The organism is Streptomyces tricolor, assembly GCF_002155905.1.
GTDB lineage: Bacteria > Actinomycetota > Actinomycetes > Streptomycetales > Streptomycetaceae > Streptomyces > Streptomyces tricolor.
Genome location: NZ_MUMF01000160.1, coordinates 1 through 16,969 on the forward strand (window position 1 = coordinate 1; position 16,969 = coordinate 16,969).

Consider the following 16,969-nt stretch of genomic DNA (forward strand, 5'->3'; position numbering starts at 1 on the left):
GGCGGCCGGTGCCCGGGGTCCTCGGGAAGCAGCAGGTGCGACGTGGCATGGGAGTGCGACTCCTCGAAGCCGCCCGCCAGGGCGACCCCGGGCACCGGCCGCCGCGTGGAGTGCAGATACGGCGCCGGGCCGAGCCCGTCGGCGACGGAATGCCCCAGCCCGGTCGCGGTCTCCGCGTAGCCGAGGACGACGGCGGTGCCCGCCTCCTCGCCGAGCAGCTCGGCGACCCGTCGGCCCAGCCGGAACCCGTGCTCGTACACCACGGCGGGCGACTGCGGCACATGCTTGCCGAGGACGTTCGAGACCAGCAGGTGGGCCCGCTTGGGGTTGCGCCGCAGCGCGAGCCCGAGCAGCGCCGGCAGCTCGTCGTCGCCCACCAGCTGGACCCCGAGCCGCTCGGCGACCCAGCTGCCGGACCAGACCCCGTCGTTCACTGCGTTCTTCATGCGTTCCTTGGAGAGGTGGAGAAAGGTTCAGCCGGGTATGCCGGCGGCGAGCAGTTCCACGAAGCCGACGTCCTCGTTGGCGACGCCGAACACCTCGGCGCGCAGCAGCGTCCGCTCGGCCCAGGCGCGGTGCGGTTTCACTTCGTTCATCTTGTTCGTGTAGGCCGACCGGAGTACACCCCCGCCGCCGCGTTCCGGCCGCAGGATGTCCTGGGCGTCGCTGAACTCCTCGTGGCTGACCACGGAGAGTGCGTGGACGGGCAGGACGTGGGAGGGGTGGATGCAGGTCTTGCCCAGCAGGCCGTTGGCCTGGTCGAGGGAGATCTCCCGGAGCAGCCCGTCCATGGCGTGTTCGATCAGCTTCTCGCGCAGCTCGACGGCCTGCACCTCCAGGAAGGGGCTCTGCCGGAGCTGCGGCTTGAACATGCGTTCGGACACCCGGAAGTACTCCCAGACCGGGCCGGTGACGGTGAACCCGGTGCCGTCGGCGCGGCCGAGCATGTTCACGACGTCCGCGATCACGGAGGCGACGATCTGGACGTCGTAGGCCGTCATGTCGGGGGCGCGGCGCAGGCCGTAGGAGGAACAGAAGTCGGTCACGCCGAGGCGGAGGGCCAGCACCCGGTCACGGTACTTGTCGACCGCGCGGAAGATGCCTTCCAGCGTCTCCACCCGGGACTCGCGGTAGAGCAGCTCGGGGGACTCCAGGACGGGCATGGCGAAGAGCCGCCGGCCGCCGGCCCTCTCGGCCGCGCCGAGGGCCTCCAGGAAGGGGATGCCGCGTTCCTCGGTGAACTTGGGCAGCACGAATCCGGACAGCAGACGCACGGCCGGGCCGAGGCGGCGGACCAGGTCCGGGATCTGCTCGGGGGTGCGGACCCGGATGAACAGCAGGGGCGGCTCGACGCCGGGCCGGGCGGCGAGGTCGGCGAACTGCCGGACCAGGTTCTCCTCGCCCGCGCCGACGTCCGCGTCGTCGATCGAGTCCTCCAGGCACAGCACCATCGAGACCACGCCGTTGCCGGCCTGTTTGACGATGTCGTCGGCGAGCCGCGGCCGGGTTGCCGGGCTGTACAGCGTGGCGCCCAGGGCCGCGGCGAGCAGCCGGGCCGGGGAGTCGGCGGTGAAGGCGCACGGCTCCTGATGGAAGAGGCGCTGCCGCACCTCGGGGGCGATGTGCCCGAAATGACGCATAGGACTCCCTACGGGTACGAGTCAGGCCTGTGGGTTCGTAAAGGGTGGCCGGTAATAGTACGTAGGGATCCATGTCCGGGGTTCCCCGCGGGCATGAATTTCGCGTAACCCACCCATGTCGGCGGCACCACCCCCCGCATTGTCGTGACCAGGACCGAGAGGGCAGGATGACCGCATGACGCACGCGATGCTGAAGGGGTCGAACGTCCCGCTGGAGGCCACCACGGTGCGCGCCGTGCTGCGCTGGACGCCCGGGCAGGGCGTCCCGGACGTGGACGTGTCGGCGCTGCTGCTGGGCCCCGACGGCCGTGTGCGCTCCGACGAGGACTTCGTCTTCTACAACCAGCCCCGGCACCCCTCCGGGAAGGTGTGGCGGCTCGGCAAGAAGCGGCTCGCCGACGGGCTCACGGACACGATCCAGACAGACCTCTCCGGCGTGGAGGCGAGCGTCGGGCGGATCCTGCTGGTCGCCTCCGCGGACGGCGTCGCCTTCGACCGGGTGCCGGCGCTGTGCATCCTGCTGCACGACGCGGCGGTCGCCGACGGGGAGCCGCTGGCCCGGTTCGACATCAAGCCGGAGACCGGCGCGGAGACGGCGCTGATCTGCGGTGAGCTGTACCGGCGCGGGGAGGGCTGGAAGTTCCGGGCGCTCGGCGAGGGCTACTCGAACGGGCTGAAGGGGCTCGCCACGGACTTCGGTATCTCGGTGGACGAGTCCGAGGTGGAGGAGGCCGCGTCCGAGCCCACGTCGTCGCAGCCGCTGCCTCCGGAGCAGCCGCCGGCCGCGGAGCCGTCGCCCTCGGGGCAGGCCGTGCCGTCCGGGCAGCCCGTGCCGTCAGGGCAGCCTGTGCCCTCGGAGCAGCCGACGGCCGCGGTGCCGGCCCAGCCGCCCGCCTACGGCTATCCGCAGCCGATGGCGGCGCCGGTGCCGGCGGCCGTGGACGGGTACTTCCGGCTGCCGCCGCAGGGGCCGCAGTTCATCGGGCGGTAGGCCGCCCGCCGGCCCGGGGCCCGAAGGCCGTACGGCGGCTGCGGGTCGTCCGTGGCCGGTCGCGCGGTTCCCCGCGCCCCTTACGGGGCGCCCCCGCTCACGGGGTTCACCTGTCCGCCTTCGCCTTGTAGCCCCTGCCCCACTGGAGCCCCCACCCGTACAGGCGGTCCAGTTCGCCCTGGAAGCCGTAGACGAACTTCACCTCGCGGCGGACCATCAGTTCGCCCTTGACGTTCTCGATCATGACGACGGCGCAGGAGCGGGCCTGCGGGTGGCGTTCGTCCAGACCTATCTCGATGCGGGGGCCGTTGCTGGGGTAGAGGGTGACGACGGCGTGGGTACGGTCGAAGGCGGGGGTCTGGTCATAGATGTAGACGAAGACCAGCAGCCGCTTGAGGGCGTCCCGGTGGTCGAGATTGACGTACATGGTCTCGCCGGACCCCGAGCCGAACCGGTCGTCGCCGCTGAGTTTGATGTACGGCGGTGCGTTGACGTCGCCGAGGTAACCGCCGAGCGGCTGTACGACGCCCTTGGTGCCGTCGGCCAGCTCGTACAGACAGCCGAGGTCGAGGTCGACGTCGACCATGCTCTGCCCGTGGCCGAGGACCTCCGGCGGCTTCAGCGCCTTGAAGGGGTGCCGGAACAGGCTGGTGCGCTGGGCGCCGTCGAAGTCGGAGGTGCGCATCCGCCAGGACAGGTTGATGCGCAGATGGCCGGTGGCCGCCTCCTGCTTGGTGAGGGACACCGTCTGGTGCCGCTTGGTCAGTTCGATGGCGTTGGTCGAGGCGTTGCCCGAGTCGAAGTCGGCGGCGCGCCCGCCCAGCAGTCCGTCGAAGAAACCCATTCCCGCCCCCAGGTACCTGTTGTGACGCCGACGGGGCGGCCGACCGTGTCGGCCGCCCCGCTCAGAGCGTTCCTCACCGGCCGGGCTGTCACACCCCCGAGGAGACCTCGGCCTTCTCGCCGGGGCCGTTGCCCTCGGCCTCGGCCAGTGCCCGGTTGCGCCGGACCGAGGAGAGGAAGGAGGCGACGATCAGCACGACGCCGATGAGACCGGTGATGACCTCGTTGATCTCGTGCTGGATGGTGATCAGCAGGATCACGGCGAGGGCGCCGATGGCGTAGTGGGCGCCGTGCTCCAGGTAGACGTAGTCGTCCAGGGTGCCCTGGCGGACCAGGTAGACGGTGAGCGAACGGACGTACATCGCGCCGATGCCCAGACCGAGGGCGATGATGACGGGGTCGTTGCTGATGGCGAAGGCGCCGATGACACCGTCGAAGGAGAAGGAGGCGTCCAGGACCTCCAGGTAGAGGAACATGAAGAACGCGGCCTTGCCGACCAGCTTGGCGCCGGTGACCTGCTTGCCGCTGCGCTTGGCCTCCTCCTCGGCCTCGTGCTCGCGCTCCTCCTCTTCCTCCAGCTTGTCCTCGAAGAAGCCGGACAGGCCGCCCACGACCATGTAGGTGATCAGGCCGGCGATCCCGGCGAGCAGCACGGTCTGCGACTTGTCGGCGTGGACGCCGCCGTACTGGTGGGCGTGGACCGCGAAGGTCATGGAGGTGATCAGCAGCACGATCAGCGCCACGCAGGCCGACAGCATGTCGACCTTGCCGAGCTTGGCCAGCGGGCGTTCCAGCCAGCCGAGCCACTTGATGTCGCGGTCCTCGAAGATGAAGTCGAGGAAGATCATCAGCAGGAAGATGCCACCGAAGGCCGCGATGGCCGGGTGCGCGTCCGTGACGAGTTCCTCGTACCGCTCGTGGTTGTTCAGTGCGAGGTCGACCGCCTCGATGGGGCCCATCGAGGCGGTGATGGACACGATCACGACCGGGAAGACCAGCCGCATGCCGAAGACGGCGATGAGAATGCCGACCGTCAAGAAGATCTTCTGCCAGAAGGCGCTCATCTTCTTCAGCACGCCGGCGTTGACCACCGCGTTGTCGAAGGAGAGCGAGACCTCGAGGATGGAGAGGATCGCTACCAGTCCGAACGCGGTCCAGCTGCCGTAGAGGAACGCGGCGACCAGGCCGAGCGCGGTGACGGCGAACGACCAGCCGAAGGTTTTCAGTACCACTGGCTAACCAATCGTTGTGTACGGGTCTCCCCCGCGCCGAGTACGGGTTGCCCCCGAGCCGCGCGCGGCTTTACGAAACATTGACCCCGAAGTCTAGAGCGATGCCCCGGAGCCCGGACGCGTACCCCTGTCCCACCGCACGGAACTTCCACTCGCCCTGGTAGCGGTACAGCTCGCCGAAGATCATCGCGGTCTCGGTGGAGGCGTCCTCGCTCAGGTCGTAGCGGGCCAGTTCCTGGCCGTCGGCCTGGTTGACGACGCGGATGAAGGCGTTGGAGACCTGGCCGAAGGTCTGGCCGCGCTCGTCCGCCATGTGGATGGATACGGGAAAGATGATCTTCTCGCACTGGGGCGGCACCTTCACGAGGTCCACCAGGATCGACTCGTCGTCGCCTTCGCCCTCGCCGGTGAGGTTGTCACCGGTGTGCTCCACCGAGCCGTCGGGGCTCTTGAGCTGGTTGTAGAAGACGAACCACTCGTCGCCCAGCACCCGGTTGCCGGCACCGCACAGCAGCGCGCTGGCGTCCAGGTCGAAGGGGGCGCCGGTGGTGGACCGGGCGTCCCAGCCGAGCCCGATCATGACGTTGGTGAGGTTCGGTGCGGCCTTGGAGAGGGAGACGTTGCCTCCCTTGGCGAGTGTGACGCCCATGATGCTGGTCCTCCCCTGGTGGTGCTTCCCTGGTTGTCCTGCGCGTCCGGCGCCGCCCCTAAACGGTGCGGCGCCGGACTCGAGGGCTGTGCGGTGTCAGGTGGTCACCGCCGGACGTCTCCGCGTCAGACGTTGACGCCGAAGTCCTGTGCGATGCCGCGCAGGCCGGAGGCGTAGCCCTGACCGATGGCGCGGAACTTCCACTCCGTGCCGTGCCGGTACAGCTCACCGAAGACCATGGCGGTCTCGGTGGAGGCGTCCTCGGAGAGGTCGTAACGGGCGATCTCCGCACCGCCGGCCTGGTTCACGACGCGGATGAAGGCGTTGCGGACCTGGCCGAAGGACTGCTGGCGGTTCTCGGCGTCGTAGATCGACACCGGGAACACGATCTTCTCGATCTCGGCCGGGACGCCGGCCAGGTTGACCTTGATCTGCTCGTCGTCGCCCTCGCCCTCACCGGTGAGGTTGTCGCCGGTGTGCTCGACGGAGCCGTCGGGGCTCTTGAGGTTGTTGAAGAAGATGAAGTGCTGGTCGCTGATGACCTTGCCGGCGTTGTTCAGCAGCAGCGCGCTGGCGTCGAGGTCGAAGTCCGTGCCGGTCGTGGTGCGCACGTCCCACCCCAGGCCCACGATGACGGCGGTCAGGCCCGGGGCCTCCTTCGTCAGCGATACGTTGCCGCCCTTGCTGAGGCTGACTCCCACGGGTCCTCCATGTGGTGTTCCGGGGCGGGGAGCCCCGTCGTGCTTCGGATATGGGATCAACGTGCCGATCCTAGTGACGGGTTCCCGCGCCTCGCAGACCCTGAGGCCGAGGAATCACAGGTGTCGGCCCGCCGAGGGGCTCACAGGGTGTCGAGCGCCTTCACGTAGTCGTTCAGGTCGCGGGCGTCCGGCAGGCCGTTGACCACGGTCCACCGCACGACGCCCTCCTTGTCGATGATGAAGGTGCCCCGGACGGCGCAGCCCTTGTCCTCGTCGAAGACGCCGTACGCGCGCGAGACGTTGCCGTGCGGCCAGAAGTCGCTCAGCAGGGGGTATTCCAGGGACTCCTGCTCGGCGAAGACGCGCAGGGTGTGGATGGAGTCGTTGGAGACGGCGAGCAGCTGGGTGTCGCGGTCCGCGAACTTGGGCAGGTTGTCGCGCAGCTCGCACAGCTCGCCGGTGCACACGCCGGTGAAGGCGAAGGGGTAGAAGAGCAGGACCACGTTCTTCTCGCCGTGGAAGTCGGAGAGCTTCACGGTCCGGCCGTGGTTGTCCTTCAGCTCGAAGTCGGGCGCCTTGTCGCCGACCTGGATCGCCATCGTCGTGCATCCCTTCGGTGGGCTGAATCGGGTGAGAGCACAGCAAACGCTGGACTCCACCCTACGCAGCGATCACCGGGGGCCGCGGACGGGCCGGGTCGGTACCGGCCCGTCCGGGGGCGGACTCAGGTCACTTCTTGGGCTTGGTCGCCTTCGGCGTCGCCAGCCGCGAGCCGCTCCAGTCCTTGCCCACGCTGACGCTCTTGGCGGCCGTCAGGCCGGCCGTCTTGGCGGCGTCCTGGATGTCGCTCGGCTCCACGTACCCCGCACGGCCGGTCTTCGGCGTGAGGAGCAGGATCGAGCCGCCCTCTTCGATGTACGTGGTGGCATCGACCAGCGCATCCGTCAGGTCGCCGTCGTCGTCACGGAACCACAGCACAACGGCGTCGGCCACGTCGTCGTAGTCCTCATCCATCAGGTCGCCTTCGACGGCTTCCTCGATGGCCTCGCGGAGTTCCTGGTCGACGTCGTCGTCGTAGCCGATCTCCTGGACCACCTGCCCGGGCTGGAACCCCAGCCTGGCGGCAGGGTTCGTCCGCTCCTCCGCGTGGTCCGCGGTCGCGCTCACGGGTTGCCTCCTGATCATGTCTTGGTAAGTATCTCAGCCACGCGCGTGCGCGAAGCATTGGCCGTAGTCCACACGGGCGGGGCGGATCGCGCAAGTACCCGGCCGTCGGGACCGTCGAAACGGTGACGATCCCGGCCGTGTCGCCGCAACTCCTGGCACCGTATCCCGGCTCCACGCAACCCGCATCACACCCATGTGCCCGATTTGTACGGTTCGGAATCATCCGGTGTTACGTCGCTCGAACAACTTTGCCAAGCACGTCACACCCCGGGCGTATCGTTGCGTTTTGACCGATGCGGATGACGGTGCAGATGACGTACGCCTTCCCGAGGTACACGATGGGGAACGGTGTAGGCACGTGCAGAAACTGGCCCTCTGACAGGTAAGGAACAGCGTGGCTTCCGGATCCGATCGCAATCCGATCATCATTGGCGGCCTTCCGAGTCAGGTTCCTGACTTCGATCCCGAAGAGACCCAGGAGTGGCTCGACTCCCTGGACGCCGCCGTCGACGAGCGCGGGCGGGAACGGGCCCGCTATCTCATGCTGCGCCTCATCGAGCGGGCCCGCGAGAGGCGCGTGGCCGTGCCCGAGATGCGCAGCACGGACTACGTCAACACGATCCCCACCAAGAGCGAGCCGTTCTTCCCCGGCAACGAGGAGATCGAGCGCCGGATCCTGAACGCGACCCGCTGGAACGCGGCCGTGATGGTCTCGCGCGCCCAGCGCCCGGGCATCGGCGTCGGCGGCCACATCGCCACCTTCGCCTCCTCCGCCTCGCTCTACGACGTCGGCTTCAACCACTTCTTCCGCGGCAAGGACGAGGGCGACGGCGGCGACCAGGTCTTCTTCCAGGGCCACGCCTCCCCTGGCATCTACGCGCGCGCGTACCTGCTCGACCGGCTCACCGAGCAGCAGCTCGACGGCTTCCGCCAGGAGAAGTCGAAGTACCCGCAGGGCCTGTCCAGCTATCCGCACCCGCGCTCGATGCCGGACTTCTGGGAGTTCCCGACGGTCTCCATGGGGCTCGGCCCGCTCGGCGCGATCTACCAGGCGCGGATGAACCGCTACATGCAGGCGCGCGGCATCGCGGACACCTCCCGGTCCCATGTGTGGGCGTTCCTCGGCGACGGCGAGATGGACGAGCCGGAGTCGCTCGGCCAGCTCACCCTGGCCGCCCGCGAGGGCCTGGACAACCTGACCTTCGTGGTCAACTGCAACCTCCAGCGGCTGGACGGCCCGGTGCGCGGCAACGGCAAGATCATCCAGGAGCTGGAGTCGGTCTTCCGGGGCGCCGGCTGGAACGTGATCAAGCTGATCTGGGACCGCACCTGGGACCCGCTGCTCGCCCAGGACCGCGACGGCATCCTCGTCAACAAGATGAACATCACGCCGGACGGCCAGTTCCAGACGTACGCCACCGAGACCGGCGCGTACATCCGCGAGCACTTCTTCGGCGACGACCACCGGCTGCGCGCGATGGTCGAGAACATGACCGACGACCAGATCCTGCACCTGGGCCGCGGCGGCCACGACCACCGCAAGATCTACGCGGCGTTCAAGGCGGCCAAGGAGCACAAGGGCCAGCCGACGGTGATCCTGGCCAAGACGATCAAGGGCTGGACGCTGGGCCCGAACTTCGAGGGCCGCAACGCCACCCACCAGATGAAGAAGCTGACGGTCGACGACCTCAAGCGCTTCCGGGACCGCCTGCACCTGCCGATCTCCGACAAGGAGCTGGAGTCCGGCCTGCCGCCGTACTACCACCCGGGCCGCGACTCGGAGGAGATCCAGTACATGCACGACCGCCGCAAGTCGCTCGGCGGTTACGTCCCGACCCGCGTCGTCCGCTCGAAGCCGCTCGCCCTGCCGGACGACAAGGCGTACGCGACCGTGAAGAAGGGCACGGGCCAGCAGTCCATCGCGACGACCATGGCCTTTGTGCGCCTGCTCAAGGACCTCATGCGGGACAAGGAGATCGGCAAGCGGTTCGTGCTGATCGCGCCGGACGAGTACCGCACGTTCGGCATGGACTCCTTCTTCCCGAGCGCGAAGATCTACAACCCGCTCGGCCAGCAGTACGAGGCGGTGGACCGCGATCTGCTCCTGGCCTACAAGGAGTCGCCGACCGGCCAGATGCTGCACGACGGCATCTCCGAGGCGGGCTGCACGGCCTCGCTGACCGCGGCGGGCTCGGCGTACGCCACGCACGGCGAGCCGCTGATCCCGGTGTACGTCTTCTACTCGATGTTCGGTTTCCAGCGCACCGGCGACCAGTTCTGGCAGATGGCCGACCAGCTGGCGCGCGGATTCGTCCTGGGCGCGACCGCCGGTCGTACGACCCTGACCGGCGAGGGTCTCCAGCACGCGGACGGCCATTCCCAGCTGCTGGCCTCCACCAACCCGGCGTGCGTGGCGTACGACCCGGCGTACGCCTACGAGATCGCGCACATCGTGCAGGACGGGCTGCGCCGGATGTACGGCAGCTCGGCCGAGCACCCGCACGGCGAGGACGTCTTCTACTACCTCACCGTCTACAACGAGCCCATCCAGCACCCGGCCGAGCCGGCCGACGTGGACGTCGAGGGCATCGTCAAGGGCGTCCACAAGCTCAGCGAGGGCACGGCGGGCTCGATCCCGGCGCAGATCATGGCGTCGGGCGTGGCGGTCCCGTGGGCGCTGGAGGCGCAGAAGATCCTCGCCGAGGAGTGGAACGTCAAGGCGGACGTGTGGTCCGCGACCTCCTGGAACGAGCTGCGCCGCGAGGCCGTGGAGTGCGAGGAGCACAACCTGCTGCACCCGGAGGAGGAGCAGCGGGTGCCGTACGTGACGCGGAAGCTCAGCGGCGCCGAGGGGCCGTTCGTGGCCGTGTCCGACTGGATGCGATCGGTTCCGGACCAGATCGCGCGCTGGGTGCCCGGCACCTATCAGTCCCTGGGCGCCGACGGCTTCGGTTTCGCCGACACCCGGGGCGCGGCGCGCCGCTTCTTCCACATCGACGCGCAGTCGATCGTGGTCGCGGTGCTGACCGAGCTGGCCCGTGAGGGCAAGGTCGACCGGTCCGCGCTGAAGCAGGCCATCGACCGTTACCAGCTGCTGGACGTCTCGGCGGCGGATCCGGGGGCGGCGGGCGGCGACGCGTAGCGTCCCCCACCGCTCGGCTTCGGCCGGGCGGCCACTGGGGAGGGGCCTGCGGGGCCGTTGCCGGGTGCGGGTGCGTGGGGGCTGGTCGCGCAGTTCCCCGCGCCCCTTCGGGGCGCTGCACTCACGGTTTCTTTACGATGCGGGGCATGGAGCAGGTTTCGGCGCAGGCGCGGTGGGAGCGGTGTACCCAGCGGCCGTTGTTGGGGCTCGCGGTGGCCTTCGCCCTCGCCTACGCGGTGCCGATCGTGGACACCTCCGCCGGGCACGCCCTGACGGCCGCGTGCACGGTGGTGGAGTGGGTGGTCTGGGGCGCGTTCGCCGTGGACTACGTGGTCCGGCTGGCCCTCGCCCCGCGCCGGACGGAGTTCGTCCGGCGGCACTGGCTCGACCTGTGCGCGGTGGTCCTGCCGCTGCTGCAACCGCTGCGGCTGCTGCGGCTGGTGTCCACGCTGCTGCTGGTGGGCCGGCGGGCGCGGATGGCCCCGCAGATCCGGCTGACCACGTATGTCGTCGGGGCCGTGATCGGCCTGCTGATGTTCGGCTCCCTGGCCGTGCTGTCCGTGGAGCGGGAGTCACCGCAGGGGAACATCCGGACGCTGGGTGACGCGGTGTGGTGGTCCTTCACGACGATGACGACCGTGGGGTACGGCGACCACGCGCCGACGACCGGGCTCGGGCGGATGATCGCGGTCGGGCTGATGCTGTCGGGCATCGCACTGCTGGGTGTCGTCACCGCGAACATCGCCGCCTGGTTCATCTCCCGCTTCGAGAAGGACGACGTGGAGGAACGCCGCCAGACGGAGGCGATCGCCGTGCTGACCGAGGAGGTCCGGCTGCTGCGGGCGGAGGTGGCCCGCTTGACGGCGGAACGAGAGAAACAGCGGCACTGAGCGCCCCGAGAGGGGCGCGGGGAACTGCGCGAGAAACCCCCACGGACCCGCACCCGGCGACGAACCCCGCACCGGCCTCCCCCGCAGCCGCGACGGCCGAAGCGCCGCAGGCAACGCGCTGCCCCCTCCGCAGCGCGCGCCGCGGCCCGTCCGTCCTCCCATGCCCTGCGGAGGACGTGACCCACTGTGACCTGCGGCGCGTGCCGGGAGCGAGGGATCTTGAGCGGAGTCACCCTGATAGGGGAACTCCGCCGGGAAAGGGCCCGGAAGGGGGCTCGGAGCCGGGGGCTAGATGTGGCCCACGCCCGCGCCCGCCTCCGCGTTCGCGCCCCGCTTGGTGAGCAGCGCGACGAGGACGGCGACCGCCGCCACGCCGGCCGCGACCAGGGAGGCCAGGCTCATCCCGGAGATGAAGGTGTCATGGGCGACGGCGGTGATCTTCGCGGCGACCGGCTCGGGCATGCCCTTCGCCACCGGGGCCACACCGACCTGCACCGCCTCGGACGCCTTGTCCAGCTGGTCCGGGGTCAGCTTCGGCAGCCCCGCGTCCGCCCAGTTGCCCGGCAGATCGCTGTCGACCTTGGACGCCATCACGGCACCCAGCACCGCCGTACCGAGGCTGCTGCCGATCTGCATGGCCGCCTGCTGGAGGCCGCCCGCGACGCCGGACAGCTCCATGGGGGCGTTGCCGACGATGACCTCGGTGGCGCCGACCATGACCGGCGCGAGACCGAGGCCGAGCAGGGCGAACCAGAGGGACATCACACCGCTGCCGGTGTCGCCCTCCAGCGTCGACATGCCGTACAGCGCGACCGCGGTGACGGCCATGCCGAAGGCCAGCGGGATGCGCGGGCCGAGCCGGGTGATCGCGGTGCCGGCGAGCGGCGAGCCGACGATCATCATGCCGGTGAGCGGCAGCAGGTGCAGGCCCGCCTTGACGGGGCTCATCCCGTGGACGTTCTGCAGGTAGAAGGTGACGAAGAACAGGCCGCCCATGAAGGCGATGGCCATCAGGACCATCAGTACGACACCCGCCGACAGCGCGACCGAGCGGAACAGGCCCAGCGGGATCAGCGGTTCGGCGACCCTCGTCTCCCAGAGGGCGAAGACGGCGAAGAGCACCACGGACCCGGCTATGAACAGCCACGTCTTGCCGTCGCCCCAGCCCCAGGTCGGGGCCTTGATGAGCGCCCAGACCAGGCAGAACATCGCGCCGGACAGCAGCACGATGCCGGGGATGTCGAAGGAGCGCGGGGCGTTCTCGGCCCGGTGGTCGAGCAGGATCAGCATGCCGAGGAGCAGCGCGAGGACACCGACGGGCACGTTGATGAAGAACACCGACTGCCAGTTGACGTGCTCGACGAGGACACCGCCGAGGATCGGGCCGCCCGCGGTGGAGGCGCCGATCACCATGCCCCACACGCCGATCGCCATGTTCAGCTTCTCGGCCGGGAAGGTCGCCCGGAGCACGCCGAGCGCGGCCGGCATCAGCAGCGCGCCGAACAGGCCCTGGAAGACCCGGAAGACGACGACCGCGGCGATGCTGCCGGACAGCCCGATGGCGCCGGAGGCGGCGGCGAAGCCGGTGACACCGATGAGGAAGGTCTGCCGGTGGCCGAAGCGGTCACCGAGCTTGCCCGCGGTGATCAGCGTGACCGCGAGGGCGAGGAAGTAGGCGTTGGAGACCCACTGCACGTCGGCGAAGGACGCGTTCAGGTCGTCGCGGATGGCCGGGTTGGCGATGGCCACGATGGTGCCGTCGAGGGCCACCATCATGACCCCTACGGCGACGGTGATGAGGGTGAGCCACGGATGGCCGCGCAGGCCGGCGCCCGGCCGCGGACCCGACGGGGCTGCCGGTGCTTTGTCCCCCGGCCCCGTCGCGTCGATGGTGGTCTGACTAGTCATAATCTCAGGCTAGTGACAGCCACTGACAGTTGACAAACCAATTCACTAGTCGGTTACTGACACGACATCGGCGCGCGGCCATCCGGGCCGGCCGGACACGCACAGGAGAGAGGCCATGGAGACGCTGCGGGAGCGCAAGAAGCGGCGTACACGGGAATCGCTGCTGCGGGCCGCTCTCCACCTGTTCACCAGCCAGGGGTACGAACGGACCACCGTCGACGAGATCGCCGAGGCCGTCGACGTCTCGCAGCGCACCTTCTTCCGCTACTTCGCGGGCAAGGAGGACGTGGCGCTCGCGGTGCAGAAGATGACGGAGGCGGCCTTCGTCGCGGCCGTCCGCGCACGTCCGCCGCACGAGGCACCGATGCGGGCCCTGCGGCAGGCGTTCCTGGAGGGCTGGGACTCGATCCGCGAGACCGTCGAGTCGGTCGTCCCGGTCGAGCTGCACCTGCGCATGTACCGGACGATCGAGTCCACGCCCGCGCTGCTCGCCGCCCACCTGCGCCGGTCGGCGGCGACGGAGGAGACCCTCGCGCGCGTGCTGGCCGAACGGGAGGGCGTCGACGTGGACACCGACCCGCGGCCCCGGCTGGCGGTGGCGGTCTTCGGCGGGGTGATCCGGGTCGCCGAGCGGCAGTGGTGCACCAGCGAGGAGTTCAGCCTGGAATCGATCCGTACGCTCACCGCGGAGTACCTCGATCAGGTGGGTTCGGCGCTCACGGGAAACTGGCGCACCGGCTGAGATCGTTGGCAGATCGCCGACACCGTGTTCGGTACCTGCCGAAACGTGATCCCTGTCACTCGGTTACCCCGAGACCCTCCCGTTCTCCTAGTGTGTCCTCCCAGTGACTTCCTTCGACACCTCCCCGCAATGGAACGTCTGGCGCGCACTGCTGGCGCTGGCCGTCGTGTTCGTGATGCTCGCGACCACCGGCTGGACCGCCCTGCGCAGTCACCGGGAGTCGACAGCGCTGCAAGCCTCGCTCGACAAGTGGGCGCACGGCCGTCTCCACGGCCACCGCCTGCCGGACCCCGAGGCCGCGCCGACCCGCCTCGCCCGCTTCTTCGCCTCGCTCACCCCACGGGACCGCGACCGCCTCGCCCACCGCTATCCGCTCGCGGTCGGCAACATGAACGGCGCCCCCGTGACCCTGCGCTACCTGGCCAACCGCATCGCGCTGGACCAGGCCCGCAGGATCGAGCGCAAGCGCATGCACGACAGCCGGCTCAGCACGGCCGGCCAGCAGGACGCGGGCCGCCGGATGCACCGCTACGAGTCCCTGCTGAACCCCCGCCGGCAGATCCTGGCCTTCGACCCCGAGGGCTCGGGCCGGATCGCCGAGGTGTTCGGCAACCTCACCGCGGCCCAGCGGATCTCGGTCGTCGTCCCCGGCGTCGACACCGACCTGCTCACCTTCCAGCGCACGCACCGCAAGTACAGCGCCCCGGTCGGCATGGCCAAGGCGCTGTACGCGGCCGAGCGCGCGGCGAGCCCCACGACCCGTACGGCCGTGATCGCCTGGGCCGACTACACCTCCCCCGACGGGCTCGGGGTGGACGCGGCCACGGGCCTGCGCGCCGCGGAGGGCGCCGTCCGGCTGAACGCGCTGCTGCACGCCCTGCCCGGCCGGTCCCCGGTGTCGATGTTCTGTCACAGCTACGGCTCGGTGGTCTGCGGTGTCGCCGCGCACGGCATGCCACGCCGGGTCGCCGACATAGCCGTGGCCGCGAGCCCCGGCATGCGCGCCGCCAGCGCCGCACGGCTCGGCACCACGGCCCGGGTGTGGGCCATGCGGGACGCCAGTGACTGGGTGCAGGATGTTCCGTACCTGGAGCTGGGCGGCCTCGGCCACGGCGCCGACCCGGTGTCCTCGGCCTTCGGGGCGCGGGTGCTGTCGGCCCGGGACGCCCAGGGCCACAGCGGTTACTTCCAGCCCGGCACGGACAGCCTGCGCAACCTCGCCGTGATCGGCGTGGGCGCGTACGACGCGGTGACGTGTGCGCGGGAGAACGATGCGTGCCGGTCCGGTCTGTCCGGCACGACGACGGCCGGACGCGCGTAGAGACAGCAGGAAGTGCGGTCTGCGCGGGTGGCGACGGAGGAGCACGTGCCGCATACGATGAGCCGCATGGGTGACGTACTGGCGGGTTTTCATGCCGTCTGGGAGTTCGAGTCCGACTCCGTGCTCATCCGTTACGAACGGGGGATTCGGACACCGAAGCTGTTCCAGGCGCTCGGCGAGCGCCGGATACCGCTGTCCGCGGTCCAGGGGGTGACCCTCGCCCCGGGCCGGCGCGGCACGGTCGTGCTGCGGCTGGATCCGCGCCCCGGCGCGGACCCGCTGATGGAGGCGGCCGACGGCCAGCTGAAGGAGGGCGCCGACCCCTACCGGCTGGTGCTGCCGGCCGAGCGGGAGACCCTCGCCGAGTACTACGCCGACGAGCTGAAGGCGCTGCTGACCGAGTCCGGACCGGCCGAGCGGCACCTGGTGGCCGCGCCCGAGGCGCCGCTGCAGTTCAAGGCGTACGACGGGAAGGCGTCGTTCGACGGGACGTCCGTGCAGTTCCGCTGGTCCTGGACCGGGGCCTCCTCGGCGAAGTGGAAGGCCGGCGACCAGAGCTTTCCGGTGGCCGAGCTGAGCGGGGTGGAGTGGCGGTCGCCGGAGATCTTCGAGGGGCACCTGCGCCTGCACCGGCGCTCGGCCGGTTCGGGGGCGCCCGTGCAGCCCGACCAGGATCCGGCGGCCGTCGTGTTCGGCCTGGGGTACGGGCCGGTGCACGAGTCGCTGCCGTTCGCCGCGGCGGTGCTGGCCGCCGTGCGGTCACGCGGGCCGGTACCGGTGGCGCCGGCCGTGTCCCGGCGTGACCCCGCGGACATCGCCGAGCGGATCCGGCATCTCGGGGAACTGCACCAGGCCGGGCTGGTCACGGACGAGGAGTTCTCCAGCAAGAAAGCCGAACTGCTGGCGGAGCTGTAGTCACCGCTCCCGCGCGTAGAAGCTGATCTTCTTGTCCAGGACGCCCAGGGTGTCGTGGAGTTCCGCGATCCGGTTCAGCACGTCCCTGCGGGTCGACTCCAGCAGTTGCCGGCGTTCCGCGAAGGTGTGGTCGCCCTCGCGCACCAGTTCCGCGTACCGCACCATGTCCGCGACCGGCATGCCGGTCAGCCGGAGCTTGTTCACGAAGTCCAGCCAGTCCAGGTCGCGGTTGCGGTAGCGGCGCTGGCCCGTGTGCGAGCGGTCGACGTGCGGCATCAGGCCGATCCGCTCGTACCAGCGCAGTGTGTGCGCGGTCAGCCCGGTGAAGGCGACGACCTCGCTGATCGTGTAGTGGTCCTGGCCGTCGGGGCGGGGATGGCGCCGGGGCGGGGCGGAGCAGATGTCGGCGCGGGTGGCGCGCTCGGTGGCCGCTGGCGTGGTCTGCATCACCGTCATGGCCCCACGCTATGGCCTTCGAGTGCACTCCAAGCAAGCCGGTCGGTAAGAAATCCGCAGGACCCGGCCCGGGCGGGCTGACTAGCGTGCGGGGCATGAGTCTTGTACGCCGGGCCCGGCCCGAGGACGCCGCCGAGGTGCTGCGACTGCGCCAGGTGATGATCGATTCCCTGTGGAGCGCGGGAGGTGCCGGACCGACCGAGTGGCACGCCGAGTCGCTGCCGACGCTGCGGGAGCGGCTGGCCGAGGAGGACGGGGACTTCGCCGCGTTCGTCGTCGCGCATCCCGGCCGGCCGGGGGCGCTGGCCGCGCTGGTGGCGGGGACGGTGGAGTACCGGATCGGCAAGGCCGGGAATCCGCGGGGGCGGGTGG

The 16,969-nt window shown here is 70.0% G+C and carries 16 protein-coding genes and 1 pseudogene; 7 read left to right on the plus strand and 10 right to left on the minus strand.

Annotated features, from left to right (window positions below; all coding sequences use genetic code 11):
• Positions 1 to 446: phosphoribosyltransferase domain-containing protein (locus tag CCN44_RS12605; protein WP_208639761.1), on the minus strand; the 446-nt coding region annotated here is incomplete at its 3' end.
• A 27-nt stretch (positions 447 to 473) separates the two neighbouring features.
• Positions 474 to 1,640, minus strand: a complete 1,167-nt coding sequence (locus tag CCN44_RS12610; RefSeq protein WP_086697692.1) for an HpcH/HpaI aldolase/citrate lyase family protein — start codon at positions 1,638 to 1,640, stop codon at positions 474 to 476.
• A 175-nt stretch (positions 1,641 to 1,815) separates the two neighbouring features.
• Between CCN44_RS12610 and CCN44_RS12615 the strand changes: the two genes are divergently transcribed.
• Positions 1,816 to 2,631, plus strand: coding sequence for a TerD family protein (locus CCN44_RS12615; protein ID WP_059249190.1), 816 nt, complete (start codon positions 1,816 to 1,818; stop codon positions 2,629 to 2,631).
• A 106-nt stretch (positions 2,632 to 2,737) separates the two neighbouring features.
• On the opposite strand, the gene CCN44_RS12620 is transcribed toward CCN44_RS12615, so the two are convergent.
• The 6 genes from CCN44_RS12620 to CCN44_RS12645 form a co-directional block, all read right to left on the minus strand.
• A complete protein-coding gene (locus CCN44_RS12620) occupies positions 2,738 to 3,475 on the minus strand; it encodes a TerD family protein (protein WP_059249192.1) in 738 nt (245 codons plus the stop codon).
• A gap of 88 nt (positions 3,476 to 3,563) precedes the next feature.
• Positions 3,564 to 4,706: a DUF475 domain-containing protein gene (locus tag CCN44_RS12625; protein ID WP_059249194.1), complete on the minus strand. Its 1,143-nt coding sequence runs from the start codon at positions 4,704 to 4,706 to the stop codon at positions 3,564 to 3,566.
• A 70-nt stretch (positions 4,707 to 4,776) separates the two neighbouring features.
• Positions 4,777 to 5,355 carry a TerD family protein gene (locus CCN44_RS12630; protein WP_059249197.1) on the minus strand — a complete coding sequence of 193 codons (579 nt, stop codon included), beginning with the start codon at positions 5,353 to 5,355 and terminating at the stop codon, positions 4,777 to 4,779.
• A gap of 125 nt (positions 5,356 to 5,480) precedes the next feature.
• A complete protein-coding gene (locus tag CCN44_RS12635; protein ID WP_059249199.1) occupies positions 5,481 to 6,056 on the minus strand; it encodes a calcium homeostasis/redox stress adaptation protein in 576 nt (191 codons plus the stop codon).
• 140 nt (positions 6,057 to 6,196) lie between these two features.
• Positions 6,197 to 6,655, minus strand: coding sequence for a peroxiredoxin (locus CCN44_RS12640; protein ID WP_059249201.1), 459 nt, complete (start codon positions 6,653 to 6,655; stop codon positions 6,197 to 6,199).
• A 130-nt stretch (positions 6,656 to 6,785) separates the two neighbouring features.
• Positions 6,786 to 7,223 (minus strand): DUF3052 domain-containing protein, encoded by a 438-nt coding sequence (locus CCN44_RS12645; RefSeq protein ID WP_059249203.1) that lies wholly within the window; start codon positions 7,221 to 7,223, stop codon positions 6,786 to 6,788.
• Between the two features lie 394 nt (positions 7,224 to 7,617).
• Here CCN44_RS12645 and aceE point away from each other — a divergent pair, with 394 nt between their 5' ends.
• Positions 7,618 to 10,365 (plus strand): pyruvate dehydrogenase (acetyl-transferring), homodimeric type, encoded by a 2,748-nt coding sequence (gene aceE / locus CCN44_RS12650; protein ID WP_059249204.1) that lies wholly within the window; start codon positions 7,618 to 7,620, stop codon positions 10,363 to 10,365.
• Between the two features lie 146 nt (positions 10,366 to 10,511).
• Positions 10,512 to 11,255 carry a potassium channel family protein gene (locus tag CCN44_RS12655; RefSeq protein WP_086697694.1) on the plus strand — a complete coding sequence of 248 codons (744 nt, stop codon included), beginning with the start codon at positions 10,512 to 10,514 and terminating at the stop codon, positions 11,253 to 11,255.
• Between the two features lie 288 nt (positions 11,256 to 11,543).
• Here the strand turns inward: CCN44_RS12655 and CCN44_RS12660 are convergent, their stop codons facing one another.
• Positions 11,544 to 13,163, minus strand: coding sequence for an MFS transporter (locus CCN44_RS12660; RefSeq protein ID WP_059249206.1), 1,620 nt, complete (start codon positions 13,161 to 13,163; stop codon positions 11,544 to 11,546).
• A 115-nt stretch (positions 13,164 to 13,278) separates the two neighbouring features.
• Between CCN44_RS12660 and CCN44_RS12665 the strand changes: the two genes are divergently transcribed.
• The 3 genes from CCN44_RS12665 to CCN44_RS12675 all read left to right on the plus strand — a co-directional run bounded on the left by CCN44_RS12665 (position 13,279) and on the right by CCN44_RS12675 (position 16,141).
• On the plus strand, positions 13,279 to 13,905 hold the full coding sequence (locus CCN44_RS12665) for a TetR family transcriptional regulator (protein WP_059249209.1): 627 nt from the start codon (positions 13,279 to 13,281) through the stop codon (positions 13,903 to 13,905).
• A gap of 103 nt (positions 13,906 to 14,008) precedes the next feature.
• Complete coding sequence (locus CCN44_RS12670; protein ID WP_086697695.1) at positions 14,009 to 15,226, plus strand: alpha/beta hydrolase; 1,218 nt, start codon at positions 14,009 to 14,011, stop codon at positions 15,224 to 15,226.
• 66 nt (positions 15,227 to 15,292) lie between these two features.
• On the plus strand, positions 15,293 to 16,141 hold the full coding sequence (locus CCN44_RS12675; RefSeq protein ID WP_059249212.1) for a DUF4429 domain-containing protein: 849 nt from the start codon (positions 15,293 to 15,295) through the stop codon (positions 16,139 to 16,141).
• Here CCN44_RS12675 and CCN44_RS12680 read toward each other — a convergent pair whose 3' ends face one another.
• A complete protein-coding gene (locus CCN44_RS12680) occupies positions 16,142 to 16,597 on the minus strand; it encodes a MerR family transcriptional regulator (protein ID WP_059249214.1) in 456 nt (151 codons plus the stop codon). It lies immediately after the preceding gene.
• Positions 16,598 to 16,692: 95 nt separating this feature from the next.
• Here CCN44_RS12680 and CCN44_RS12685 point away from each other — a divergent pair.
• Positions 16,693 to 16,969 (plus strand): annotated as a pseudogene (locus CCN44_RS12685) (GNAT family N-acetyltransferase); the annotation flags it as partial.

What these genes read in the sequence shown, in the direction of transcription:
- CCN44_RS12610 (WP_086697692.1), bottom strand. Translation starts at nt 1,640, where the DNA reads ATGCGTCATTTCGGGCACATCGCCCCCGAGGTGCGGCAGCGCCTCTTC.
- CCN44_RS12615 (WP_059249190.1), top strand. Translation starts at nt 1,816, where the DNA reads ATGACGCACGCGATGCTGAAGGGGTCGAACGTCCCGCTGGAGGCCACC.
- CCN44_RS12620 (WP_059249192.1), bottom strand. Translation starts at nt 3,475, where the DNA reads ATGGGTTTCTTCGACGGACTGCTGGGCGGGCGCGCCGCCGACTTCGAC.
- CCN44_RS12630 (WP_059249197.1), bottom strand. Translation starts at nt 5,355, where the DNA reads ATGGGCGTCACACTCGCCAAGGGAGGCAACGTCTCCCTCTCCAAGGCC.
- CCN44_RS12640 (WP_059249201.1), bottom strand. Translation starts at nt 6,655, where the DNA reads ATGGCGATCCAGGTCGGCGACAAGGCGCCCGACTTCGAGCTGAAGGAC.
- CCN44_RS12655 (WP_086697694.1), top strand. Translation starts at nt 10,512, where the DNA reads ATGGAGCAGGTTTCGGCGCAGGCGCGGTGGGAGCGGTGTACCCAGCGG.
- CCN44_RS12660 (WP_059249206.1), bottom strand. Translation starts at nt 13,163, where the DNA reads ATGACTAGTCAGACCACCATCGACGCGACGGGGCCGGGGGACAAAGCA.
- CCN44_RS12665 (WP_059249209.1), top strand. Translation starts at nt 13,279, where the DNA reads ATGGAGACGCTGCGGGAGCGCAAGAAGCGGCGTACACGGGAATCGCTG.
- CCN44_RS12675 (WP_059249212.1), top strand. Translation starts at nt 15,293, where the DNA reads ATGGGTGACGTACTGGCGGGTTTTCATGCCGTCTGGGAGTTCGAGTCC.
- CCN44_RS12680 (WP_059249214.1), bottom strand. Translation starts at nt 16,597, where the DNA reads ATGACGGTGATGCAGACCACGCCAGCGGCCACCGAGCGCGCCACCCGC.